The 23,294-nt window shown below is 45.0% G+C and carries 23 protein-coding genes; 6 read left to right on the top strand and 17 right to left on the bottom strand.

Features of this window, described 5'->3' with window-relative positions:
- The first annotated feature begins 356 nt into the window (after positions 1-356).
- Positions 357-2,903 carry an Ig-like domain-containing protein gene (locus NL643_RS02905; RefSeq protein ID WP_253643877.1) on the top strand — a complete coding sequence of 849 codons (2,547 nt, stop codon included), beginning with the start codon at positions 357-359 and terminating at the stop codon, positions 2,901-2,903.
- A 134-nt stretch (positions 2,904-3,037) separates the two neighbouring features.
- On the opposite strand, the gene NL643_RS02900 is transcribed toward NL643_RS02905, so the two are convergent.
- The gene (locus NL643_RS02900; protein ID WP_005385316.1) at positions 3,038-3,781 is read right to left on the bottom strand and encodes a YggN family protein; all 744 of its coding nucleotides are present in this window, start codon (positions 3,779-3,781) and stop codon (positions 3,038-3,040) included.
- A gap of 61 nt (positions 3,782-3,842) precedes the next feature.
- Positions 3,843-4,322, bottom strand: a complete 480-nt coding sequence (locus NL643_RS02895) for a GreA/GreB family elongation factor (RefSeq protein WP_203343350.1) — start codon at positions 4,320-4,322, stop codon at positions 3,843-3,845.
- Positions 4,323-4,398: 76 nt separating this feature from the next.
- On the opposite strand from NL643_RS02895, the gene NL643_RS02890 reads away from it, so the two are divergent.
- Positions 4,399-6,324: an ATP-dependent DNA helicase RecQ gene (locus tag NL643_RS02890; RefSeq protein ID WP_253643921.1), complete on the top strand. Its 1,926-nt coding sequence runs from the start codon at positions 4,399-4,401 to the stop codon at positions 6,322-6,324.
- Here the strand turns inward: NL643_RS02890 and dinB are convergent.
- The 11 genes from dinB to bolA all read right to left on the bottom strand — a co-directional run bounded on the left by dinB (position 6,321) and on the right by bolA (position 15,967).
- Positions 6,321-7,349, bottom strand: a complete 1,029-nt coding sequence (gene dinB, locus NL643_RS02885) for a DNA polymerase IV (protein ID WP_253643920.1) — start codon at positions 7,347-7,349, stop codon at positions 6,321-6,323. The genes NL643_RS02890 and dinB overlap by 4 nt on opposite strands.
- A 111-nt stretch (positions 7,350-7,460) precedes the next feature.
- Positions 7,461-7,694: a DUF2789 domain-containing protein gene (locus NL643_RS02880; protein WP_253643876.1), complete on the bottom strand. Its 234-nt coding sequence runs from the start codon at positions 7,692-7,694 to the stop codon at positions 7,461-7,463.
- Positions 7,695-7,925: 231 nt separating this feature from the next.
- Positions 7,926-8,159, bottom strand: a complete 234-nt coding sequence (nqrM, locus tag NL643_RS02875; protein ID WP_005436655.1) for a (Na+)-NQR maturation NqrM — start codon at positions 8,157-8,159, stop codon at positions 7,926-7,928.
- Between the two features lie 22 nt (positions 8,160-8,181).
- A complete protein-coding gene (locus NL643_RS02870; protein WP_047008896.1) occupies positions 8,182-9,186 on the bottom strand; it encodes an FAD:protein FMN transferase in 1,005 nt (334 codons plus the stop codon).
- 155 nt (positions 9,187-9,341) lie between these two features.
- Positions 9,342-10,565 carry an NADH:ubiquinone reductase (Na(+)-transporting) subunit F gene (gene nqrF, locus NL643_RS02865; protein ID WP_253643875.1) on the bottom strand — a complete coding sequence of 408 codons (1,224 nt, stop codon included), beginning with the start codon at positions 10,563-10,565 and terminating at the stop codon, positions 9,342-9,344.
- 33 nt (positions 10,566-10,598) lie between these two features.
- Complete coding sequence (gene nqrE, locus NL643_RS02860; protein ID WP_005380270.1) at positions 10,599-11,195, bottom strand: NADH:ubiquinone reductase (Na(+)-transporting) subunit E; 597 nt, start codon at positions 11,193-11,195, stop codon at positions 10,599-10,601.
- Between the two features lie 7 nt (positions 11,196-11,202).
- Complete coding sequence (locus tag NL643_RS02855) at positions 11,203-11,835, bottom strand: NADH:ubiquinone reductase (Na(+)-transporting) subunit D (protein WP_005380269.1); 633 nt, start codon at positions 11,833-11,835, stop codon at positions 11,203-11,205.
- Positions 11,835-12,605 (bottom strand): Na(+)-translocating NADH-quinone reductase subunit C, encoded by a 771-nt coding sequence (locus tag NL643_RS02850; protein WP_006742550.1) that lies wholly within the window; start codon positions 12,603-12,605, stop codon positions 11,835-11,837. The genes NL643_RS02855 and NL643_RS02850 overlap by 1 nt, the downstream gene beginning before the upstream one ends.
- Positions 12,595-13,839: an NADH:ubiquinone reductase (Na(+)-transporting) subunit B gene (locus NL643_RS02845; RefSeq protein WP_006742551.1), complete on the bottom strand. Its 1,245-nt coding sequence runs from the start codon at positions 13,837-13,839 to the stop codon at positions 12,595-12,597. The genes NL643_RS02850 and NL643_RS02845 overlap by 11 nt, the downstream gene beginning before the upstream one ends.
- A gap of 5 nt (positions 13,840-13,844) precedes the next feature.
- Positions 13,845-15,185 (bottom strand): Na(+)-translocating NADH-quinone reductase subunit A, encoded by a 1,341-nt coding sequence (locus tag NL643_RS02840; protein WP_253643874.1) that lies wholly within the window; start codon positions 15,183-15,185, stop codon positions 13,845-13,847.
- Between the two features lie 473 nt (positions 15,186-15,658).
- Entirely contained in the window at positions 15,659-15,967 is a 309-nt protein-coding gene (gene bolA, locus NL643_RS02835) for a transcriptional regulator BolA (protein ID WP_005380262.1), read from the bottom strand.
- Positions 15,968-16,210: 243 nt separating this feature from the next.
- Between bolA and NL643_RS02830 the strand changes: the two genes are divergently transcribed.
- The 4 genes from NL643_RS02830 (at position 16,211) to NL643_RS02815 (ending at position 19,936) form a co-directional block, all read left to right on the top strand.
- Positions 16,211-17,365 carry a methyltransferase gene (locus tag NL643_RS02830; RefSeq protein ID WP_253643873.1) on the top strand — a complete coding sequence of 385 codons (1,155 nt, stop codon included), beginning with the start codon at positions 16,211-16,213 and terminating at the stop codon, positions 17,363-17,365.
- A gap of 32 nt (positions 17,366-17,397) precedes the next feature.
- Positions 17,398-17,967, top strand: a complete 570-nt coding sequence (locus NL643_RS02825) for a YajG family lipoprotein (protein ID WP_012841484.1) — start codon at positions 17,398-17,400, stop codon at positions 17,965-17,967.
- Positions 17,967-18,512 (top strand): peptidylprolyl isomerase, encoded by a 546-nt coding sequence (locus tag NL643_RS02820; protein ID WP_012841483.1) that lies wholly within the window; start codon positions 17,967-17,969, stop codon positions 18,510-18,512. The genes NL643_RS02825 and NL643_RS02820 overlap by 1 nt, the downstream gene beginning before the upstream one ends.
- 71 nt (positions 18,513-18,583) lie before the next feature.
- Positions 18,584-19,936: an MFS transporter gene (locus NL643_RS02815; RefSeq protein WP_139060062.1), complete on the top strand. Its 1,353-nt coding sequence runs from the start codon at positions 18,584-18,586 to the stop codon at positions 19,934-19,936.
- A gap of 64 nt (positions 19,937-20,000) precedes the next feature.
- Here the strand turns inward: NL643_RS02815 and NL643_RS02810 are convergent, their stop codons facing one another.
- The 4 genes from NL643_RS02810 to NL643_RS02795 are packed head-to-tail and all read right to left on the bottom strand — an operon-like array spanning position 20,001 to position 23,237.
- Positions 20,001-20,660 (bottom strand): ChrR family anti-sigma-E factor, encoded by a 660-nt coding sequence (locus NL643_RS02810; protein ID WP_253643872.1) that lies wholly within the window; start codon positions 20,658-20,660, stop codon positions 20,001-20,003.
- Positions 20,657-21,241 carry an RNA polymerase sigma factor gene (locus NL643_RS02805; protein ID WP_005380255.1) on the bottom strand — a complete coding sequence of 195 codons (585 nt, stop codon included), beginning with the start codon at positions 21,239-21,241 and terminating at the stop codon, positions 20,657-20,659. The genes NL643_RS02810 and NL643_RS02805 overlap by 4 nt, the downstream gene beginning before the upstream one ends.
- Positions 21,242-21,285: 44 nt before the next feature.
- Positions 21,286-22,644: a DUF4397 domain-containing protein gene (locus tag NL643_RS02800; protein ID WP_253643871.1), complete on the bottom strand. Its 1,359-nt coding sequence runs from the start codon at positions 22,642-22,644 to the stop codon at positions 21,286-21,288.
- Positions 22,641-23,237: an LON peptidase substrate-binding domain-containing protein gene (locus NL643_RS02795; RefSeq protein ID WP_053809813.1), complete on the bottom strand. Its 597-nt coding sequence runs from the start codon at positions 23,235-23,237 to the stop codon at positions 22,641-22,643. Before NL643_RS02795 ends, NL643_RS02800 begins: the two co-directional genes overlap by 4 nt.
- Positions 23,238-23,294 lie beyond the last annotated feature (57 nt).

Here is a 23,294-nt window from a genome sequence, read left to right as displayed (position 1 = left end):
ATTGAACTAGCTAACTAGTACACTATAGCAATATTCACTATTCAACAAGAGCACTCCGGTTAAATACTCGACAGTTGAAATAATTCACAGTCATTCAGCTTGTAAATTTTAACGTACATCTCACATTCATCATTCTAAGACCTGGCGACTTTTGTCTTTTCACACGCCTAGAATTTATGATTCTCCCATCGTGAAGTGAGCCGAAAAATAATGAGCTTTGGTGTAAGGAACGAATAGTTCCTCGTGATACTGTGTCGAAAAGCAGAATATTGTGCTTCGCTTTTTCCCCCTTATGTCTATTTATCAGCTAGTTATTACTCTGTTCTCATTTATATCCATGACTCAAGGAGAGGAAAATGAAGGTCACTCTACTTCACGGAGCGATGGTTGCAGCACTCAGCGTCAGCTACCAAGCTCAAGCCTATAACTGCCAAAGCTTACCCGACTGGGACAGCACTGCGACTTATACATCAGGCACTTTAGTAAAAACGCAAGGAGCCGCTTACGAGGCCGCGTATTGGACGCAAGGCAATGACCCTGTTACCAATTCAGGGGCTTGGGAGGCATGGAAAGCGTTAGGGCAATGTGATGGTGGAAGCAACAACCTAGAGCCAACAGTGTCATTCTCCTCTCCAACAAACAACGCACAAATTCCCGAAGGCAGTGCGATCACCTTGCTAGCCAACGCAGCCGACGAAGATGGCCAAATCGCACAAGTTGAGTTTGTTGCAGGCAACCAAACGGTTGCTGTGGTAACTCAAGCACCATTCGAAGCATCTTGGACCGCTATTGAAGGTGTCTCGCAATTGACCGCGATTGCGACCGATAATGAGGGAGCCGTTACCACCACGACGATTTCTATCCAAGTTCAACCACAAGTCGAGTTGCCACCACCTAGCATTTCACTGACAAGCCCATCGGGAACGGAAGCGCTTAACGTGGGTGGGAACCTCACGGTGGCCGCTCAAGCTGATGATATTGATGGTGTGGTCACACAAGTTGAGTTCTTCGTGAACAATCAATCCGTCGCGATTGATACCAGTGTACCTTACGAATATCAATGGACCGCGAGTGCTGGTACACATTCGTTTAAAGCACAAGCGACTGATGACACAAACCTCGCAACCATGAGCCAAGAAATAACGCTTGTTGTTAGTAATTCAGAAACAGGGACGGGCGGATGTGCAGATGCAGTGCCTTACGCGGCGGGAACGAGTTATCAAGTTGGCGACCTAGTTTCTCACTTCAACCAAAAATATCGTTGTGACGTTGCGGGTTGGTGTTCCTCGGATGCGACATGGGCTTACGAGCCTGGTGAAGGGCTATATTGGCAAGATGCTTGGAGTGGCCTAGGTGCTTGTTCGACGCCACCGCAAGTTGCCATTACGGCACCAACGGATGGACAAGTTGTGCTCGCTGGCAGCAATAACGAAATCACGGCTAACGCAAGCGATGCTGATGGCACAGTCACGCAAGTTGAGTTTTTTGCGAACAACACCAGCTTAGGGGTCATCACTCAAGCACCATATTCCGTTACTTGGAACGCCACACTTATTGGCGCTAACCAGCTTAAAGCCGTCGCAACCGATAATGATAACAACACGTCAGAGTCCTTGGTTGGTGTGGAAGTCAGCGATAACGATTTGGTCGTCTCACTGACTTCACCAAGTAGCGGTCAAACCGTCGGCTTAGGCAAAAACCTCGCATTAAGTGCCGATGCAACGTCTTTAACCTCAGGCATTAAACAAGTTGATTTCATGGTCAATGGTTCAGTTGTCGCCACAGATACGACTGCGCCTTATTCTGCGAACTGGACACCAGCCGCAATCGGACAGTTTACCGTAAGCGCTCAAGCCATTGATCTTGCTGGAAGCGCGGCGTTATCTGACGCGGCAGCAATAACGGTGGTTGAGCAAGCAGAGAAACGTCATAAACTCATCGGTTACTGGCACAATTTTGTAAATGGGGCTGGCTGTCCAATTCGCCTAGCGGATATGGCTGATGCGTGGGATGTGATTGATATTGCCTTTGCCGAAAATGACCGCAACAGTGATGGTACCGTGCACTTTAATCTATATTCAGGCGATATTTACAGCGATTGTCCAGCGCTCGACCCAGCACAGTTCAAACAAGACATGGCAGCGCTTCAAGCTAAAGGTAAGAAGTTTGTTCTCTCTCTTGGCGGCGCAGAAAGCACGATTACGCTGAATACCGATCAAGACGAAACCAACTTTGTCTCTAGCCTAACAGGTCTTATCGCTGAGTGGGGCTTTGATGGCCTTGATGTGGATTTAGAGAGTGGATCTAACTTGGTTCATGGCTCGCAAATTCAAGCTCGCCTTGGTCGTGCTTTGCTTCAAATAGAGCAAAATATGGGTGGCGACATGTACCTAACCATGGCACCTGAGCATCCTTATGTTCAAGGCGGCTATGTGGCTTACAGCGGTATTTGGGGAGCTTACATTCCTGTGATAAACGAGACACGCAGCACGCTCGACCTGCTTCATGTCCAGCTATATAACAACGGTGGCTTGCCAAACCCATATCTGCCAGGCAGTGCACCAGAAGGCTCTGTGGATATGATGGTAGCGCAATCTAAAATGCTTATCGAAGGCTTTGAATTGGCCGACGGCACTCAGTTTGCACCACTACGTGATGATCAAGTCGCAATCGGCTTACCTTCAGGTCCTAGCTCGGCAAATTCAGGCCAGGCTCCGACACAGAATATTATCAGCGCACTAGATTGTTTAACCAAAGGCACTTCATGCGGCACCGTTAAGCCAGCGTTCAATTACCCGAATTATGCAGGGGTAATGACGTGGTCTATCAACTGGGATCAGCATGATGGTTTTAATTTCTCAAAACCTGTCGGCGATAAGCTCACCGAGATGAACGCGCAATAAGCTATCAAAGAACAAGCGGGTAAAACGGAAATATCGTCTTGCTTTCATTAATTGTTCAAGTATGTAAAAACGAAAAGAGAGCACAATTGTGCTCTCTTTCTTTATACCATTGAGTTCTACTTTTTGAAGGGTAATTAAATCGTAAATACTCGGTAATCTTTTAGCTCAGGGATTTTCTTCAACAAATCGTCTTCTTGCCCTGCCATGTCATCCAACGAGTCGCACAAGTCTTCTGCTTGTTGCTCTACCTCTTTCGAATGCTCAGCTAAACGCTCTTCTACTTTCGCGCTGAGTTCAGCCATACTCTCCGATAATGCAGTGAGGTTTATTCCCCCCTCTTCCTTCATTTTTTTCGATAAAGCATCCAACGAACTCGCTAAAAACTCTTTATTGAAGATCTCTTGTGCTTTTGCAAAGTCTTCAGTCCACCCTTGTGTCATGGACTCAAAGCTTTCCGCTGGTAGAATGAAATCACCATCTTTGTAGTAACGTGATTCAACATCAGCGAAAAAGTCCTGTACTGCGACTTTGACGTTATCAAACGCGCCAGGTGCGTCTAGGCTTTCCGCGACATCATCGATGATGTCATTTGCAAGCGCTAAACCATCACTCGCCAACTGCTTTGCTTGTGGAATATACGCGTTCATTTTTTCGCGATAGTCTTCAATTGCCGCTTTTTGGTCGGCATTGAGTTCAATTAGCTCACCTTTGATGAATAGGTTGTTATCCTCATCCACGACAGCTTTATCACCTGTCGTTTGGCGAATTTCCAAGCTTTGCCCATCCATACGGACTTCATTATTGATGTCCACACGACACTGCGCTGCATAACCAGTAGCACTGACCATCAGCAATGAGAGTGTAAAAAGCTTTTTCATGTCATTCTCTTTTATTTAACATTACTCGTGTTAAACATAACACTGAGTGATACATGAGATGTCAGCAAACCGTCACGACTTCGTAACAAGTTGTTTTTTCTCCTATTTTCACATCAATCTCATCGCCTTCTTCTTTCCCGAACAACGCTCGACCAAGAGGAGATTTTGCTGTTAAGACAAAGACTTCCTGAGCCTGATATTTAACAGTCAGACCACCAGAACAAGGGCCTACAAAGAAGTGCTTTTCAAGCAAATTCTCATCTGCGAGAACGACGTAAGCACCTACACCAACAGGTGCGCCTTTAAAGTCGCGAGTCACTAGAGCGCGATATTGACGCAGCTCGTCTTCACTCTCTTGGATTCGCATTGCTTGTCCATGAGCAAGATACGCGGCTTCAAGTGCTAACGTATCGTACTTATGCTCGGGAACAGTTTCTTCATCTGTCGCGGCATCAATGGCTCGCAGAGCCGATGCATGGGCCACTTGAAGTTTTTCTTCCAGATGTTGGATGATAATTTGGACTAAGTCAGCTTTGTTCATACTTTTAGGACGCGCGTTTGGCACTCAGGGTGTGTTAATGTACCTAAGTTTACCATCAAAGAAAGGTTTCCCTATTATGCAAAGTGACTCGCTGCATCAAACACTTCAATCCGTATTTGGTTTTGACTCATTACGCCAAGGTCAACAACCTGTTATTGAAGCGGTTATGAATGGTTACTCTGCTGCGGCCATCTTTCCTACGGGTTCGGGTAAGTCTCTCTGTTACCAATTGCCAGCAACCGTATTGCCCAATCTTACGTTGGTGATCTCGCCGTTGTTGGCGCTAATGAAAGATCAGCTGAACTTTTTGCAAAGTAAAGGGATCCCAGCCGCTTCTATCGATAGCAGTCAAAGCAGAGAAGAGTCACAACGCGTCATGGCAGGGGTAAAAAATGGACAGATCAAAATATTGATGATTTCTGTTGAGCGCCTAAAGAACGAGCGTTTTCGTGAGTTCATTCGCCAAGTTCCGATCTCTTTGATGGTGGTTGATGAAGCGCACTGTATTTCCGAATGGGGACATAACTTCCGCCCTGATTATCTCAAGCTACCGCAATATCAACGTGAACTGAACATTCCACAATCTTTGCTTCTCACTGCAACAGCAACGCCCGCAGTTATTGAAGACATGAAACAAAAGTTCGATATTGCCAGTGAACATATTACCGTTACAGGCTTCTACCGCCCCAATCTGGATATCTCGGTGATCCCATGCGAGGAAGCAACGAAACAAGAAGTGCTAAGTGAGCTCATCGCCTCTTCTCCTAAGCTTCCGACTATCGTATACGTGACACAACAGCAGACAGCAGAGCAAGTAGCAAAATCACTAATCCATATTGGCATTAATGCTCACGCGTACCATGCAGGTATGAAAAGCGACATCCGTGAACAAATCCAACAGCAGTTTATGGATAGCCAAATTGACTGTATTGTTGCCACGATTGCATTTGGTATGGGAGTCGATAAATCTGATATCCGCCGCGTCATTCACTTCGACTTACCCAAATCGATCGAGAACTACGCACAAGAGATTGGACGTGCAGGCAGGGACGGGCAACGTTCTGAGTGCATTCTGCTGGGCAATACGTCCGGCTTAACGGTGTTGGAAAACTTTGTCTATGGTGACACACCTGAACTAACCTCGATTAACTATGTAGTCGATCAAGCGAAAGAACATGATCCACAATGGGAGGTAGTGCCACTGCGTTTATCGCGTGAAAGTAATATCCGCCAATTGCCACTCAAAACCTTGTTGGTTTATTTGGAGCTACATAAACTCATTGAGGCAAAATACAGTTACTTTGCGGAATATCGCTTTAAGTTTTTGCAAGATCAGCAATTTATTGTGAGTCAATTTCAAGGCGAGCGACGTCAATTCGTGGAGGCTATTTTCTCCTGCTCGCAAAAAGCCAAAGTGTGGTGCCAAGTTGACCTAGAAGCGTTATGGATGAACTATCAATCGGAACGCAGCCGAGTTGTCGCAGCCCTCGACTATTTTCACCAGAATGGTTGGATAGAGCTAGAGAGCAAACAACTGACCGACGTGTACTCTGTTTTGCCAACCACACAGGGTTCTGATGTTTTAATCCAACAACTGTATGAACTGTTCCAATCCAAAGAAAGCAAAGATATCGAAAGAATTCACACCATGCTGCGCTTGTTCCAGTCAGAGCACTGTTTGAGCTCACAATTGGCGAACTACTTTGCTGATCACAATGCACCAGAGCAATGTGGTCACTGCTCCGTGTGTCGTGGTCAAGTCGCTTCGTTCCCAACACCACAAAATGAGGATATTGAGCCACCTCAAGTAGCAATGTGGGTGCAGGAATTTATTCAGCTCTCCCCTTCAGCTATCAGCAATGATGCTGTCGCCCGCTTCTTGTGTGGAATTAGTACCCCTTTAATTAGCCAGCTAAAAGCTTCAAAACTGTCAGGTTATGGTGCGATGGCCAACACAAGCTTTGAGCAAGTATTAGATCAGGTAGAAGCAGTAAGAGCCTAGAAAAAGCTCAATTGACGCGCTTGGTTCTCGGGCTTGAGCATCACGTTCAAGCCTAAAAGGCGTATTTCCCGTCCGTTTTGGCGCTTAAGAATATCTCTTAGCAAGATCTTGAAGTCCTCAAGCTCTAATTGCGGATGGATATGCTCAATTGTTGTCAGTTGAAAGTCGGCAAATTTGACTTTAATACCTTGTTTAATAATCGATTTATCTGGGCTTGCACGCTCTAAGCGTTTCTCGAGTTCAGGATAAAGTTTATCCTCGATCACTTGCCAACATTCATCATAGCTCGAGATATTCTGGCTGAATGTCCGTTCCACACCGACGGATTTTCTCTCTCGCTCAACGACGACCTCTCGATTATCAATTCCATGGCTACGCTGCCACAAAGAGGCCCCCTGACGACCAAACTGTCTCAGCAATTCACGATAGTCGCTGTTTTTAATATCCTCACATCGATAAAAGCCCGCTTGATGTAGCTTCTCAAGACTCACCTTCCCAACACCAGGAATGTTTTCCAGCGGAAGTGTATCGATAACTTCCTGGACCTTATCTGGCGGGATAACAAACTGACCGTTGGGTTTATTCATATCAGAGGCGACTTTGGCAAGAAACTTAATCGGTGCAATGCCCGCCGATGCCGTCAGCCCAAGCTCATTCCAAATGTCGCGTCGAATAGACTCTGCGATCAACGTTGCGGAGCCACGGCAAGCTGTTGAATCCGTGACATCGAGGTATGCTTCATCTAATGATAGAGGTTCAATGATAGGCGTATAACGCTCGAAAATAGCACGAATCTGCTGAGAGACTTGTTTGTACACGTGCATGCGACCGGGAACGACTAGTAAATGGGGGCAGAGTTGCAATGCTCGCGCCGTTGACATTGCACTACGAACGCCATATTTGCGCGCCTCATAATTGCAGGTGCTAATCACGCCACGCTGTTTTTCATTACCGCCAACGGCGAGTGCAATGCCACGGTAGCTAGGATTATCTCTCATCTCAACGGCAGCATAAAAACAATCCATATCGACGTGAATGATTTTTCTGATTCGGTCTGACATAGCCATTAAACACTGTTCAAAAACACAGTATAAATTAAATCTGCCTTGATAGAAATGAGAGTTTGTAAACGTGCTTTAATCTCGTAACATCACATCAAGCTGATCGACCAACTCTGCCCAGTCTGCGTCTTCTTCAAAGGCTTGTTTGAGAAATGTGGCCTGCGAACTTGTCCAAAAGCTGGCTTCATGCAAAGGGGCTGAAGCTCTTTTGTGTCGATGTTCGTTAATAAAGTCCTTTATCTCTTGAGGAGAGCTGCCGAGGCCTAATTGTTGAAACAATTCAGCCATACCGTGTTGATGCATTTCCATATTTCCTCCTAATTTAACGCGCTTTAGTTTGAGTATATAACCAAATAACAGTTAAGTACGGTGATTAAAGGGAAATGACGTGGCTGTGAAGTCTGCACCGACTTAAGCCTCCGGTCATCCTAGATTAAACGTAGCAAGCAAAGTATAAACTCTCAGAGAAGTAGAGCGAGAAATATAAAAAAACCCAGCTTTAGCTGGGTTATTTTGTATTACTCTTTGGACGATCGATACTTAAGCAATTCGATCTTTTTCCCATGCAGCCAATTTCTCAGCTCGCGCCGCTTCACGTGCTTCACGTTTCTTACGCGCGTCACATGGTTCTGGACAGTTACATACCTTCTCAATACCTACTGCACCAAGACCGCCACAGCTACCCTTCACTACTTTCTTCTGGAAGATGTAGCCAACAGCCATCGCTGCGATTACCGCAACAAAAACTGCAAACGTAATTAGAAATGTACTCATAAGAACATGCTCACTTCTGTTGTTATTTCTTCATGAACGGCTTGTATGCTTCCGAAGCCAGTTCTTTAAAACCATTTTCCGTCTTCACAATCATGAAAACAGGAATATTATTTTCGTTCGCAATTGCCATGCCTTTGTCTTCACCTAGCACCATAAGACCAGTTGCAAGACCATCAGCAGTCATCGACGATTTATCTAATACCGTTACAGACACCACTTTATGATGAATAGGTTTGCCTGTTCTTGGATTAATAATATGAGAGTATCTCACACCATTACTCTCAAAGTAATTACGATAGTCACCACTTGTTGCAATTGCCATGTCCCCTGGCTCAATAATTTCTTGAATTGAGCGCTCATCAATAGTCGGCTTTTCAATCGCAATGCGCCACGGCACGCCTTCACGATTCACGCCTTTGAGACGCATTTCGCCGCCCACTTCTACCATGAAGTTATGAACCCCTTCAGATTGAAGGTAGTCAGCAACCACGTCAACCCCCCAACCTTTAGCAATAGTTGATAAATCGACATACAAGTTAGGAATATCTTTGGACAATTTATTGCCATCAACAGATAGATGATGAATGCCAGTATTGGCTTTGCGTGCCGCTAGCTCTTCATCTGTAGGAACGACATCAGGGCGAGCTTCTGGGCCAAAGCCCCAAAGGTTAACTAAAGGACCGACTGTCACATCCAATGCGCCTAAAGTAAGACCGTTGAGACGAATCGCTTCTTTGACTACGGTTGCTGTTTGTGTCGATACAGTAAATGGCTCACTCGTTTGATGCTGGTTAAAGCGACTTAATTCTGAATCATCACGGTAAGTCGACATTTGGTCATTAACCTCTTCCAGTAAGCGATCAATTTCCGTCTGCATCGCTTTTGGCGTAGGAATACCATCTTGCTCGATATATTTGATGTTATAAGAAGTCCCCATGGTAGGGCCACTTAGATGAATTTGATCTGCTGGCTGCTCACAGCCAGCCAAAATCAATAGAGAAGCGAATGCAACAAGCCACGTTTTCACTTGTTAACTCCCAATGTTGTTGAATTGATATGGGGAATGGGACCGATTACTTAAATCCAATTACCTATATCAACTGTTGAATATTATTTTTACTTCTACAAAAAATAATGGCTAGCTCTTAGAGAGCTAGCCATAGATTCAATCACTTGGAGGGATTAACCACCGAAGTCATCTAGTAGGATGTTTTCATCCTCTACACCTAGATCTTTTAGCATGCCGATAACAGCCGCATTCATCATAGGTGGACCACACATGTAGTATTCACAGTCTTCTGGCGCTTCGTGATCACGTAGGTAGTTCTCGTAAAGAACGTTGTGAATAAAGCCAGTGTAACCATCCCAGTTATCTTCTGGAAGTGGATCAGACAGTGCACAGTGCCATACGAAGTTGTCATTCTCAGCTTGTAGCATATCGAAGTCTTCTACGTAGAACATTTCACGCTTAGAACGTGCGCCGTACCAGAAAGACATCTTACGCTTAGAGTGTAGACGCTTAAGTTGGTCGAAGATGTGTGAGCGCATCGGAGCCATACCAGCACCACCACCAACGAATACCATTTCTGCATCTGTATCTTTCGCAAAGAACTCACCAAATGGACCAGAAATAGTACACTTGTCGCCTTCTTTTAGAGACCAGATGTACGAAGACATGATGCCTGGTGGTACGTCTGGGTTGTTCGGCGGCGGAGTCGCGATACGAACGTTAAGCATGATGATACCGTGCTCTTCTGGGTAGTTAGCCATTGAGTATGCACGGATTGTCTCTTCGTTAACTTTAGACTCGTAACGGAAAAGGTTGAACTTCTCCCAGTCTTCACGGTATTCCTCAGGAATATCGTAGTCTGCGTATTTCACGTGGTGAGCAGGTGCTTCAATCTGGATGTAACCACCAGCACGGAAAGGTACTGATTCGCCATCTGGAATTTGTAGCTTAAGCTCTTTGATGAATGTCGCTTTGTTATCGTTAGAGATAACGGTACATTCCCACTTCTTAACGCCGAAGATTTCTTCAGGAAGCTCGATGTTCATGTCAGTTTTCATAGCAACCTGACACGCTAGACGCTCACCTTCACGCGCTTCACCTTTAGTAATATGGTCAAGCTCGGTTGGTAGGATGTCGCCGCCACCTGATTTAACTTTTACGCGACACTGACCACATGAGCCACCGCCACCACAAGCAGAAGATACGAATACGCCAGCACCGGCTAGAGCACTCAGTAGCTTACCACCTGGTTGTGTAACGATCGCCAGAGAAGGGTCATCGTTCACAGAAATTGTAATGTCACCTGTTGGTACAAGCTTAGACTTAGCGAAAAGAATCACTAGTACTAGTGCAAGTACGATCAGAGTAAACATCACTACACCAAGAATAATGTCCATTGACTATTCCTTAATTGTTGCGGTTTACCCGACTTACAGTTGAACACCAGAGAAAGACATAAAGCCTAACGCCATAAGACCTACAGTGATAAATGTGATACCAAGACCACGTAGACCTGGAGGTACGTCAGAGTACTTCATCTTCTCACGGATACCTGCAAGAGCAACGATTGCCAGCATCCAGCCCACACCAGAGCCGAAACCGTAAACGATAGATTCAGCAAAGTTGTAGTCACGTTGTACCATGAAAGATACACCACCGAAGATTGCACAGTTTACTGTGATCAGCGGTAGGAAGATGCCTAGCGCGTTGTACAAAGGTGGGAAGAAACGGTCTAGTACCATCTCTAGAATCTGTACAAGTGCTGCAATTACACCGATAAAGGTGATGAAGTTTAGGAAGCTAAGGTCCACGCCCTCAACTAACGCGTTCTCTCTCAGAACTAGGTTGTATACTAGGTTGTTCACAGGAACAGCGATAGTCAGTACTACCACAACTGCAACACCTAGGCCGAAAGAGGTCTTAACCTTCTTAGATACGGCAAGGAAAGTACACATACCTAGGAAGAAAGACAGAGCCATGTTTTCGATGAAAATCGATTTAACTAACAGACTAATGTAATGTTCCATGACGTCCTTACTCCTTCGCTTCTACTTGTTCTGGTTTCAGAATACGGATTACCCAGATAAGGAAGCCGATTAGGAAGAATGCTGATGGTGCTAGTAGCATTAGGCCGTTAGGCTGGTACCAACCACCGTTGCTCACTAGAGGTAGAACTTCTAGGCCAAATAGTTTGCCTGAGCCAAATAGCTCACGGAAGAAACCCACAGTGATAAGAACGAAACCGTAACCTAGACCGTTACCAATACCGTCAATAAGAGATGGTACTGGCGCAGACTTCATTGCGAATGCTTCAGCACGACCCATTACGATACAGTTAGTGATAATCAGACCAACGAATACAGATAGCTGTTTAGAGATATCGTATAGGTAAGCTTTTAGCACCTGGTCTACCACGATTACTAGCGATGCGATAATTGCCATCTGAACGATGATACGCACACTGTTAGGAATGTGGTTACGGATCAATGAAACAGAGAAGTTAGACAACGCAGTTACAAATGTTACCGCTAGCGTCATTACAAAAGCTGTTTCTAGTTTAGTTGTTACTGCAAGAGCAGAACATACACCAAGAACTTGTAGCGCGATTGGGTTGTTATCCAATACTGGCGCTAGAATGCTCTTTTTAACGTTTTGTGCACTAGACATTAGTTAAGTTCTCCGTCACGAACTTTTGCTAGGAAAGGACCAAAGCCCTTGTCACCTAACCAGAAGTCAAATGTGTGTTGAACACCATTACTAGTGAGCGTTGCTCCTGATAGGCCATCAACACCGTGCTCAGAACCTTGCGGTGCGCCGCCTTTCACGACCTTAATCGCTGGCTGATGATCTTCATTGTACAATTTCTTGCCAATGAATTGATCGCGCCATGAAGGGTTCTCTACTTCACCACCAAGTCCAGGAGTTTCACCTTGCTCGTAGTAAGTAATAGCAGACACAGTGTTACCATCAGTTTCAACGGCTACAAAGGCATACATCATCGACCATAGTCCTTTACCGTGCATAGGCAAGATAACTTTTTGGACTTCATCTTGGTCTTTTACTAAGTACACCACTGCTGTATTCGCACGACGACGGATATCAGCGACGTCTTCTTCTGGTGTCAATGCGATTGAACGTTCTGCATCTTTTGATGCTTCACGCTGATCGTACGTAGATGCATTACCCTCAGTAAAGTTACCTGTTTCAAGGTCTACCAGACGAGGTTCGATGTACTCAGCAAATAGCTCTGGTACTTTCTTACCGTTCGCGTCAATGCCTGCAACTTCAACGATCTTTGATTGCTTATCTAGGACAGCGTTAGCTTTTTGCTTATCACGCAGACCTACTGCTGCTGTTGATACGATGATTGAACAAACAAGGCTCAACCCGATAACAACACCCAGCGTCTTTTTAATGCTGTCGTTATTACTTGCCATAGCGTGCTAGTCTCCGCTTGATGTTCTTCTCAATCACTACATGGTCGAACAGAGGTGCGAATAGGTTCGCGAATAGAATCGCCAGCATCATACCTTCTGGGTACGCCGGGTTAACTACGCGGATCATCACACACATTGCACCAATCAGGATGCCGTACCACCATTTACCTTTGTTAGTAAATGACGCTGATACTGGGTCCGTTGCCATGAAGAACATACCGAATGCAAAACCACCTAGAACTAGGTGCCAGTGCCATGGCATGTTGAACATTGGGTTAGTGTCAGAACCGATCACGTTAAACAGAGTCGATACTGCAATCATACCGATCATTACGCCCGCAATGATGCGCCATGAAGCGATTCGCATGTAAACGATCATCGCTGCACCGATCATTAGAGCTAGAGTCGATACTTCACCAATAGAGCCAGGGATGTTACCGATGAAAGCGTCCATCCAAGTGATAGGAGAACCAGTTACTGTGTTAACTAGAGCACCGTTACCACCTTGAGCCCATTGGCTAAGAGCAGTTGCACCAGAGAAGCCGTCAGCTGCAGTCCATACTACGTCACCCGAGATTTGCGCTGGGTAAGCGAAGAATAGGAATGCACGACCTGCAAGTGCAGGGTTAAGGAAGTTACGACCTGTACCACCGAAGATCTCTTTCGCAACAACAACACCAAATGTGATACCTAATGCCGCTTGCCATAGAGGTAGCGTTGGTGGAACGATAAGTGCGAACAAGATAGAAGTAACAAAGAAGCCTTCGTTTACTTCGTGCTTACGCACCATACAGAAAAGCACTTCCCAGAAACCACCAACAAGGAATACTGTTGCGTAGATAGGTAGGAAGTAGGTCGCACCTAGTAGCATCTTACTGCCAACCCCTGCATCAGCGGCAATCGTTCCGCCCAGCATTTCAGTTAGCCAGTAGTGCCAGTTACCAGAGATAACTGTCGCTAGTTGATCACCAGCATACATGTGGTTAAGCGCTGCAATAGCTTGGCCACCTGCGTTGTACATACCCCAGAACATTGCTGGGAATACCGCAAACCAAACCATGATCATGATACGTTTTAGGTCAACGCTATCACGAACGTGCGAGCTTTTATTTGTTACGATACCTGGAGTGTAAAAAACTGTTGCTACAGCTTCGTACAGGGCAAACCATTTTTCGTGTTTACCACCAGGCTCAAAATGATGCTCGATGTCTTCAAGAAACTTTTTAAGAGCCATGAAAATTACCCTTCCTTCTCGATAGTATCTAGGCATTCACGAAGTAACGTACCGTACTCGTACTTACCTGGACATACAAAGGTACACAATGCTAGATCTTCTTCATCCAGTTCAAGCGCACCCAGTGCTTGAGCACTGTCTGTATCACCTGCACATAGATCACGAAGCAGCAGAGTAGGCTCCATATCTAGAGGCATTACGCGTTCGTAGTTGCCAATTGGAACCATTGAACGATCACTACCATTGGTCGTCGTTGTCATATTGAACAACTGACCTTTGAATACGTGACCAAGGAAAGAGCGAGTTACCGAGAACTTATTCTTACCAGGCATTGCCCAGCCAAATAGTTCTTTTTCACGGCCTTCACGTAATACAGAAACCTGTTGATGGTAACGGCCAAGGTATGCGTGTGGACCAGTTGCATGTGTACCTGTCAGTACAGAACCAGAAATCACACGAACTTCGCCAGGCATCAGCTCGTTATCTGTTAGGTCATCCAAGCTTGCACCGATTACGGTACGAACTAGACGAGGGTTATTCACAACTGGACCAGCTAGAGACACAACACGATCTGTGTATAGCTCACCAGTTAGGAACAGCTTACCGAACGCGATAACGTCTTGGTAGTTGATGCTCCATGCCACATTTTCTGCATTCACTGGGTATAGGAAATGCATGTGGGTGCCAGCAAGACCTGCTGGGTGAGGGCCATCGAAGACGTGTTCTTCTACGTTAGACTGTGAAGAGCGTGGCAAACTAGTGCCAGATTTACATACGTAAACCTTGTCTTCTGTCAGGGCTGAAAGAATGTCTAGACCAGCAATGAATGCTTCTTGTTGCTCATTAATGATCAACTCAGGCTTAGCTGCTAATGGATTAGTATCCATTGCAGTTACGAAAATAGCCTTAGTAGAAGACTCGATTGCAGGAACCTTGCTAAACGGACGAGTACGTAAAGCGGTCCATAGGCCAGAGTCAACCAACTGAGTCTTGATCACTTCACGATCTAGACCTGAAAGTTGAGCGGCTTCGAACTTATCAAATGTCACCTGCTCTTCACCTGCCACTTCAATCACTACAGATTGAAGGACACGTTTAGCGCCACGGTTAACTTCGATCACTTTACCGGCTGCTGGTGCAGTAAATTTCACGCCAGGGTTCTTTTTATCTTCAAAAAGAACTTGCGCTTTTTTCACTTCATCACCAACGCGGACATGCATGGTAGGACGCATGCCAACGTACTCTTCGCCAAGCAAGGCGACTTTTTTGATGGTCTTACCATCATTAATCACCTGGGATGGAGTTCCTGCGATAGGAAGATCCAAGCCCTTCTTTATTGTAATCATACGCACTTGCACTACTTTTATCGGGAAAAAGATTCTTTTGATTGCGTAACTTTTAGACACGACATCAGTGTCCGGTTTTGATGTTGTTTTAAACATCAAAATCGCAACATCCTATTAAAAATCTCGTCACAAGGAATACGCGAGATTTATCAGGTGCCGTAGTCTAGCATTTTTTAGGAACTTGATGCCATGACCAATCATTAGAATAGAGGGGTTATTTCGGTAGAATCAGGTCTAAAAGGTCAAAGAATAGTCATAACTTTGACCGATCGCACAAATGCCATATTCCATACATATCTTATGGAAAAGTCATATTCATCGCCTGAAATATCCTGCAATTTCCATTCATTTGTTGAAACACTGTTAACACATTTTTTAACCAGAATTTGTGCCACATCAATGCCCCTAAAGAATGTAAAACGAAAAAAGATGGCCTTAGCCACCTTTTCTCTGCACCTTTATATTTTGCGTCTTTAGTGACCGCCACCCATACACATAGGGCTATCAGGAGCGCCATCTTGTTCTCGCTTCCACTCTTCATCAGTGTATGTATGAATAGCTAGTGCATGAATGTGGTTATCTAGCTCATCTGCCAAAATTTGATGAACTTGGCGATGGCGTCCAATCAAACGCTGCCCCGCGAACGAATCACTCACAACAATCACTTTGAAGTGACTCTCCGAGCCTGGTGGCACATTATGCATGTAGCTCTCATTAATCACTTTGAGATAGCTTGGTTGCAGCTCACTGTGTAGTTTCTTCTCTATGATTTCTTGGATCATATTCGTTCCTCATTGATGCGAATTCCATAAGTATATACCTAAGTAAAGCAGACGTGTATCACTCAAACATCACTCTCATTATTGATGCATTTTACGTTCAACTGATTTCAAAGCGCTTGACGCTATGAACATGCCTAGAGAGCGAGCACCACTGAACACGTAAAATTTGACAGCTTTTTGTATCTCGACACGTCATCATTTGCGACAATAACACTTAATTTCTAAATCAACTTACATTTAGCTATGAAAACCGAACTGAATCTTCACGAGCGAAGCCTAACACTTTATCGTTTCCCAAAACGCAGCAATGAAACTCTACAAGCGTGGGATGCCGGTGATGAGTATCTTATTAATCATGTTGAAGAACTTGCTTTGCCAAACAATCAAAACATCCTCGTGATTAATGACAGCTTTGGTGCCCTCTCCTGCTGGTTTTCAGAAAAGCACCATGTGACGCTAATGAGTGATTCTTTCATTTCTCATAAAGGTGTGCAGCAGAACCTTGAGCAAAACCAGTGCAATAAGGTAGCGTTTGCAACCACGATGGATCCCGTACCTTCCAATACTGATCTCGTATTGCTGCAACTGCCAAAAAGTAACCGTCACCTCGTTTGGATACTCAGTCAGTTAAGAAAAGCACTGCCTGCATCCTGCCCCGTCATTGCAGTTAATAAAGCGAAAGACATTCATACTTCAACGCTAAAACTGTTTGAAAAACATTTGGGTGAGACAAAAACATCTCTGGCATGGAAAAAGCACCGATTGGTATTTGCTCAAGCAACGGTTGAACCAACAATTGAAGTGAGCCCTTTCACTACTTGGCGCGTTGATGGCGAAGATATCGAACTCAAGAACATGCCAAATGTCTATTCAGGAGAAAGCTTAGATTTAGGTGCGCGTTTTATGCTGCAGCACCTACCTCAAGACCCATTGATAGATAATGTTATCGATCTCGGTTGCGGTAATGGTGTTCTGTCTGTGAAGTTTGGTCAGCTGAATCCGAATGCTCGATTAACATGTGTTGATGAAAGCTTTATGGCGCTTGAGTCCGCGAAGCAGAACCTGCTAGATAACCTTGGTGAAAATAGAGACATACAGTGTGTTGCAAACAATTGTTTGGACGGTTTTAAACACAACAGCTGCTCTATGATTATGTGTAACCCACCCTTTCATCAACAGCAGGCCATCACCGATCATATTGCTTGGCAAATGTTCTGTGATGCAAAGCAAGTATTAAGTGAAGGTGGTAAGTTACTGGTGATTGGAAATCGTCATCTTGGTTACGACGCAAAACTAAAACGGCTGTTTGGCGATAAGAATGTGAAACTTATCGCTTCCAACAATAAGTTTGTGATTTTACAGGCCACAAAAAATCCTGCTAAATTAAGCGCAAAATAAGCTTTAGCAAAATAGTTAAAAGGAATAATAAAATGAGAAAATTGGTACTTGCGGCTTCGGTTGCGTTGCTTGCTGCGTGTTCAGCGCCTCAACAGCCTCAGCTGAATTTGATGCCAGAAAGCACACTGAGCACCAATCCAATTGTTCAAGGCAAGACTTACAGCTTGACCAGCAAAGATGTACGTGCAGCGCAGTACGTGGCGTTGGTGGATAACGGCCGTTCGAACATTCTTCCTCTTCATGCTAAACAGAATTTACGTATTGCGTTAGAAGAAGCATTAGAGAAGCAGTTTTCATCTCAGGGCTTCCATGCCGATCTAAACAGCAACAATGCAATTGAATTAAACGTTCAAGAAGCATTAGTTAACGTAAAACATTCGGTGATGGAAAATGAGATGGATGCGAAAGTCGTGCTTGAAATCACCGCAGAAACACCAGAAGGCAAGCTGGTCAAAACTTACACAGGCACTGCGAAGCGTTCTGGCACATTGAGTGCGTCTGATGCCGACATTGAGCAAACACTGAATGATGTAGTGACATTAACACTTAAAGAAATTGCCAATGATCCTGAGCTTCGTCAGTACATGCAGGAGCGTTTCTAATGTTACGCAAGGCAATTCTTTCTCTCGCGCTACTCAGCTGCAGCGTTTGGGCTGGACCAAAAGTGGCGTTTGAAACAACGTTAGGTTCATTTACTGTCGAACTGAATGAAGAGAAAGCGCCGATTACGGTAGCGAACTTCCTGAAATATGTAGAAGACGGTAGCTATGAAGGCACTATTTTTCACCGCGTTATTCCAGGCTTTATGGCGCAAGGTGGTGGCTTTAACCAAGATATGCAAATGGTGAAGACTTACGCTCCAATCAAAAACGAGGGTAATAACGGTTTAAATAACGACCGTGCGACGATTGCAATGGCGCGCACCAACGCGCCTGACTCTGCTACTCGTCAGTTTTTTATCAATTTAGTCGACAATGATTTTCTAAACTACGGCGCTCGTCCACCGGGTTATGCGGTATTTGGCGAGGTCACGGAAGGATTCGACATTATCCAAAAAATGGCAAAACAACCAACTACGACGACTCGTGGTATGCGTGATGTTCCCGAGACTCAAATCGTCATCACTAAAGCAACACTACTTAAATAGCCAAAACGATAAGCCCTTTGAATAATCGAAGGGCTTTCTCTTTCAACGGCTTCATTTTATTGGATTGATTTATGTCTTCATTACCTTCCATCACTTGGTTGGAAACGGTAAAAAGTTACCTCGATAAACGACTCATGTGGGTTTTCATGTTGGGCTGCTCTAGCGGCTTTCCGTGGGTACTTATCGGTTCAAATATGTCTGGCTGGCTAAAAGACGCTGGTTTGACCCTATCCGCAATAGGCTACTTTGGTAGTGTCTTTGCGGTTTATGCAATTAACTTTCTCTGGGCGCCACTCGTAGACCGGGTGAAGCTACCAGTGCTCTATCGACTACTTGGACAAAGGCGTAGCTGGATTTTCTTCTGTCAAAGTATTGTACTCGTCGCGACGGTATTTATTGCGGGCGTGAATCCAGCAGAGAACTTGGTGTTTGCGTCTCTACTCGCCTTGTGTATTGCAACCGCATCCGCCACACAAGACATTGCGATTGATGCTTTTCGTATTGATACTTTCCCAAAATCAGAAGAATCTAAGCTGCCACAAGCTTCTGCAATGGCGGTCATTGGCTGGTGGACAGGTTATTCATTACCAGGTTATTTAGCGTTTGTTAATGCTGATAGCTTCGGTTGGAATGGCGTGTATTACGGGATGGCGGTGATAGTCGGCATTCTAATGGTTTTTACGATTTTAGTCGGAGAGCCTAAAACTCAACGCGAACAACTTCAGTCTGCCGCTGAACAACGCCACAAAGAAGTGGTTGGTTCAAAAGTCGTGGCTTGGTTTACTGTGACTGTTGTAGAACCTTTCCTTGACTTCTTTAATCGCAATGGCGTCCGTGTCGCGATTACTCTTTTGCTGTTCGTTTTCCTATTCAAAATTGGCGAAGCGTTTTTGGGCAGGATGTCGATCGCGTTCTATAAAGATATTGGTTTTAGTAACGAACAAATTGGTTATTACTCCAAACTGATCGGATGGGGAGCCACTATCTTCTTTACCTTTGTCGGAAGCATGTTCAACGTCAGGTTTGGTATTGTACGTGGATTAATGATCGGCGGTATTGCTATGTCTGCCAGCAACTTGATGTTTGCTTGGATTGCATCGGTAGGCCCAAATGAGCACCTGTATTTAGCAACCATTATTGTCGATAACTTTACGACTGCTTTCTCAACTGTCGCTTTTGTTTCATTTTTGACGATTCTAACCGGACAAGCATTCTCGGCAACTCAGTATGCGTTGCTTGCCTCTTTGGGCAACTTCGGACGAACGACTCTTGCTTCTTTCAGTGGAGAACTGGTGGACTACCTCAATGACTGGAGCACGTTCTTTGTGCTTACCGCTGTTATGGTCGTGCCAAGCTTGATTATGTTGTACTCGCTACGACATTACTTTGATGCTCTATTGGAAAAAGCACGTCACAAGCACTAAGAAGCGCATCAAAAAACCACCGAATTCGGTGGTTTTTGTTTTGCCGAGATATGAGATAAGAGGTCTATGGGTATAGCCCTTTGCCAAACATATTAAATATACGTGCCACACCTTGAGTAAAGATCATCGGCTCGGTCAATACGGTTAAACACAAGCAATCTTCTCCGGCCTTAGTGTAAGGGCTGTGCTTCACTGACGCGTCTCTAATCATCAAATCGCCCTCTTCATATTGGCCATCCTCATCACTAAACCCACCATGTAGGATCAATGTAGATTCTATGCCTTTGTGCGTATGTTGAGGGATTTGCACATCTTCTCCGATGTACATTAAGCTAACACGAGCATCTTCCCCTAGATCAATCTGAGCACTGAAAACCTTGCCTCCGTAACTTCTCCATGACCCTACAAGGTCAGAGAAACGCGCTAAGGTTTTGGGAAGTTCAAAGCTCTTTCCTGCAACATTCACTGCGGCAGGATCTCGGATAACGATGTTATCTATCGCTGGCTCCGCATTGATAATATCATTGAACATATCGTCGAATTCAGGGACATATTCAGAGGGGATGTCGCTCACGATATTCGCTTGGCTGGCTTCGACTTGGTTCACATAAGCTCGGCACTTGGTGCATGTTTCTAAATGGGTTGCGACCACAAGACCAGAAACTGCATCAATGCTTCCCGAAGCGTATGCTTCTAACAAGCTGTTATCTGGGTGTTTGTTCATAGTTGCTCCGTATGCATTGAATGCCTTAGCTTTTCTACTGCAAGCCTCAGCCTGGATTTTACGGTACCGAGGGGTATATCAAATAATTCAGCGACCTGCTGATGAGGTAGTTCCTCAAGATACACCGCTTGTAAAACGTCTCTCTGATTTTTCGGTAAAATATCTAAAAATTTAACCACCTGCTCTTTCAACATGTCTTGCTCTGGTGAATAGTGATCAACAAGATCTGGTGGATAATATTCTGACGGCCAAATGTCATCAGAATGAATGTGTAACTCCTTACCTTTCTGCTTTCTCAACAGATCAAAGCATAGGTTTCGGATTATGGTGTATATCCAAGTCGATAACGCGCTCTTTTCCCCATCATAGAGGTGCGCTTTCTGCCAAACTGTCGCCATGGTCTCTTGCACCATCTCCATAGCAACTTGCTCATTACCAACATGTTTGTAAGCGAATTGCTTCAGCTTGGGTGCGTAAAAACGGAATACAAAAGCGAACGCGTCTTTATCTCGAGCCTTCACTTTGTCCATGTAATCGTTCCAATCACTGCGCCCCAGTTTTTTTGGGCTATCACTCATCATAATCGGCCTTAATTTTAGGGAGGAGTCATCTCCTCCCATTCGTCCTAATCGGTCACGTCATCAACCAACAAGTTGAAGCCACCGTTGTTCCCATCGTCAATGGCAACCACCTGATACACAACACCATTCATCACATTGACAGGTGCTGAATCAATAGCAACCGTACTTGGAGCGCCTGCCACTGTCACGGTTACATAATAGGTACCTTCAGCGACATATAATCCCTGAACACTATCTTTGTACGCAAAATTAGCAATAGTTGGATCACTTCCATCTATTCCAGCGCTTGTAGTGAGATAAATATCCACCATTTCCGCTACGGGATTCGCCGCCGCGTGTGTCACATTCAGCGTCGCGCTAGTTGCCACTGCACGTCTCATGTCTTCAACAACTAGAGGTTCGATATCAATCGCTGGGCTAACAACACCGACTGCGTAAACACTGTAATCCATTCCGCCCGCAACCATTAATCCGTCAACATCGATAATAGGGTTGGTTGTTGTGCCATCCACGTAAACGTCAATATCGTAAGCGCCAGCATCGAGATCCAAATAACCACGAATCTCTTTGAACGCTAAGTCGGCAAGAGGACCGAAGGCCGCCCCGTTAACGTTGACATCGACGATTGGCGCTCCATCGACAAGATGTCCAACTCTTACTTCAGCTTGGCTGCCCATATCCTCGATTATAGAAGATCCTGAACCATCCAATACCAACAGCTTAACCGGTGACGTGCTATTTGAATCTCCGGTACTGATAGCGACAATCGTCAAGTTTGAATTAGCAGCAAGAGATATTGTGCCCGAGTCAAAAGCAACGCTATCCCCAACAGCAAGTCGAACTTGGTACTCACCAGCGGGGATGTTCAATACGTCTGTAGATGCTTTATATGCAAGATTCATAAGCGGTGTCGCGCTAGCAAGATCAGCCCCTGGCTCAGTGACGTAGAGATCAACGGCAGGAACGCCAGACGCTGCATGAACAACTTGAACATCTAAACTATTGGCATCAGCCATTGAATCGGCGCTGCGAGTCACAACTAAAGGTTCTACTGGGTTTGGTGAACCATTGGCATCACCAACAACGAACACGTTATAATTGAGGTCTGAATCAAGGTCTAGTTCTGTTTTAGGTATTACGGTCGCGGTTTCATCGCCTGGAAGTTGAACATCAACTTGAATGGAGTTCATGCCCTCACGTAACTTCATGTAACCAGAACCCATACCATAATCAACACCTGTCAATGATGATTTATCGTTTATCCACACATTTGCAAGCGGCGCATCAGAAGACGCATGTACTGCTTGCAAATTGGAATACTCGATGGTGTCGCTGTCGGAGCCACACGCCGCCAGTCCTAATGCCGCCACCATAGTTAGCGCAGCTCTGCTAAATCCTTTCATATCCTTGCCTCTTTGTTAGTCGGGGCTTCTATGGCTTCTGTCAGAAATTGCAACGCAGGAATGCAGTTCTCTGCGCCAACGAGCTGTTCGAACAGATTGCAGTCTAAAGGAAGTAATTCAAGCCAGCGCTGGGTCACCCAAGCTGAGTCATCGTAAAAACGATGCTGGTAGAGATTTCCAAGTTGAGGAAACTCTTCATAAACATGGGATAACTGCTTGCTTAAATAGAAGAAATCTGGTGAGTTGTCTGGATGTTGCCAATTTTCTAACCATTCGACCTCTGCATGGCGTAAGCCGTCCGCATCTGCACGAACTCGTTTGACAACAAAGCGTTTCTCACCAGCGACTGTAATACCAAGAAGACCATCACTGAGTGTTTCAAAATCAACGATCCTGACCAAAGTTCCGATAGATGAAACATTTCCCACGTCTTTAGGGTCACCTTCATTACCTACTAGGCAAACTCCAAAACCCACATTTTGTAGGCTGCATTCCTTTACCATTCGCTTATATCGTGGCTCAAAAATGCGCAGATTCATTTTACCTTCAGGGAGTACAACTGAAGTGAGTGGGAATAACATGACTTCTTTCATTCAAACGTCCTCTTTGATTCACCGATACATACGAATCCCTTATCACTCCGATCACTA

It is taken from the genome of Vibrio sp. Y42_MX_L11 (assembly GCF_024181785.1).
Taxonomy (GTDB): Bacteria; Pseudomonadota; Gammaproteobacteria; order Enterobacterales; family Vibrionaceae; genus Vibrio; species Vibrio diabolicus.
Note: the sequence above shows the minus strand (reverse complement) of the source record. Positions and strands in the feature narration are given on the sequence as shown.

Bases quoted from the DNA above. Each gene is read 5' to 3' on its own strand.
- NL643_RS02905 (WP_253643877.1), top strand. From the start codon at position 357: ATGAAGGTCACTCTACTTCACGGAGCGATGGTTGCAGCACTCAGCGTC.
- NL643_RS02900 (WP_005385316.1), bottom strand. From the start codon at position 3,781: ATGAAAAAGCTTTTTACACTCTCATTGCTGATGGTCAGTGCTACTGGT.
- NL643_RS02895 (WP_203343350.1), bottom strand. From the start codon at position 4,322: ATGAACAAAGCTGACTTAGTCCAAATTATCATCCAACATCTGGAAGAA.
- NL643_RS02890 (WP_253643921.1), top strand. From the start codon at position 4,399: ATGCAAAGTGACTCGCTGCATCAAACACTTCAATCCGTATTTGGTTTT.
- dinB (WP_253643920.1), bottom strand. From the start codon at position 7,349: ATGGATTGTTTTTATGCTGCCGTTGAGATGAGAGATAATCCTAGCTAC.
- NL643_RS02880 (WP_253643876.1), bottom strand. From the start codon at position 7,694: ATGGAAATGCATCAACACGGTATGGCTGAATTGTTTCAACAATTAGGC.
- nqrM (WP_005436655.1), bottom strand. From the start codon at position 8,159: ATGAGTACATTTCTAATTACGTTTGCAGTTTTTGTTGCGGTAATCGCA.
- nqrF (WP_253643875.1), bottom strand. From the start codon at position 10,565: ATGGACATTATTCTTGGTGTAGTGATGTTTACTCTGATCGTACTTGCA.
- nqrE (WP_005380270.1), bottom strand. From the start codon at position 11,195: ATGGAACATTACATTAGTCTGTTAGTTAAATCGATTTTCATCGAAAAC.
- NL643_RS02855 (WP_005380269.1), bottom strand. From the start codon at position 11,835: ATGTCTAGTGCACAAAACGTTAAAAAGAGCATTCTAGCGCCAGTATTG.
- NL643_RS02850 (WP_006742550.1), bottom strand. From the start codon at position 12,605: ATGGCAAGTAATAACGACAGCATTAAAAAGACGCTGGGTGTTGTTATC.
- NL643_RS02845 (WP_006742551.1), bottom strand. From the start codon at position 13,839: ATGGCTCTTAAAAAGTTTCTTGAAGACATCGAGCATCATTTTGAGCCT.
- NL643_RS02840 (WP_253643874.1), bottom strand. From the start codon at position 15,185: ATGATTACAATAAAGAAGGGCTTGGATCTTCCTATCGCAGGAACTCCA.
- bolA (WP_005380262.1), bottom strand. From the start codon at position 15,967: ATGATCCAAGAAATCATAGAGAAGAAACTACACAGTGAGCTGCAACCA.
- NL643_RS02830 (WP_253643873.1), top strand. From the start codon at position 16,211: ATGAAAACCGAACTGAATCTTCACGAGCGAAGCCTAACACTTTATCGT.
- NL643_RS02825 (WP_012841484.1), top strand. From the start codon at position 17,398: ATGAGAAAATTGGTACTTGCGGCTTCGGTTGCGTTGCTTGCTGCGTGT.
- NL643_RS02820 (WP_012841483.1), top strand. From the start codon at position 17,967: ATGTTACGCAAGGCAATTCTTTCTCTCGCGCTACTCAGCTGCAGCGTT.
- NL643_RS02815 (WP_139060062.1), top strand. From the start codon at position 18,584: ATGTCTTCATTACCTTCCATCACTTGGTTGGAAACGGTAAAAAGTTAC.
- NL643_RS02810 (WP_253643872.1), bottom strand. From the start codon at position 20,660: ATGAACAAACACCCAGATAACAGCTTGTTAGAAGCATACGCTTCGGGA.
- NL643_RS02805 (WP_005380255.1), bottom strand. From the start codon at position 21,241: ATGATGAGTGATAGCCCAAAAAAACTGGGGCGCAGTGATTGGAACGAT.
- NL643_RS02800 (WP_253643871.1), bottom strand. From the start codon at position 22,644: ATGAAAGGATTTAGCAGAGCTGCGCTAACTATGGTGGCGGCATTAGGA.
- NL643_RS02795 (WP_053809813.1), bottom strand. From the start codon at position 23,237: ATGAAAGAAGTCATGTTATTCCCACTCACTTCAGTTGTACTCCCTGAA.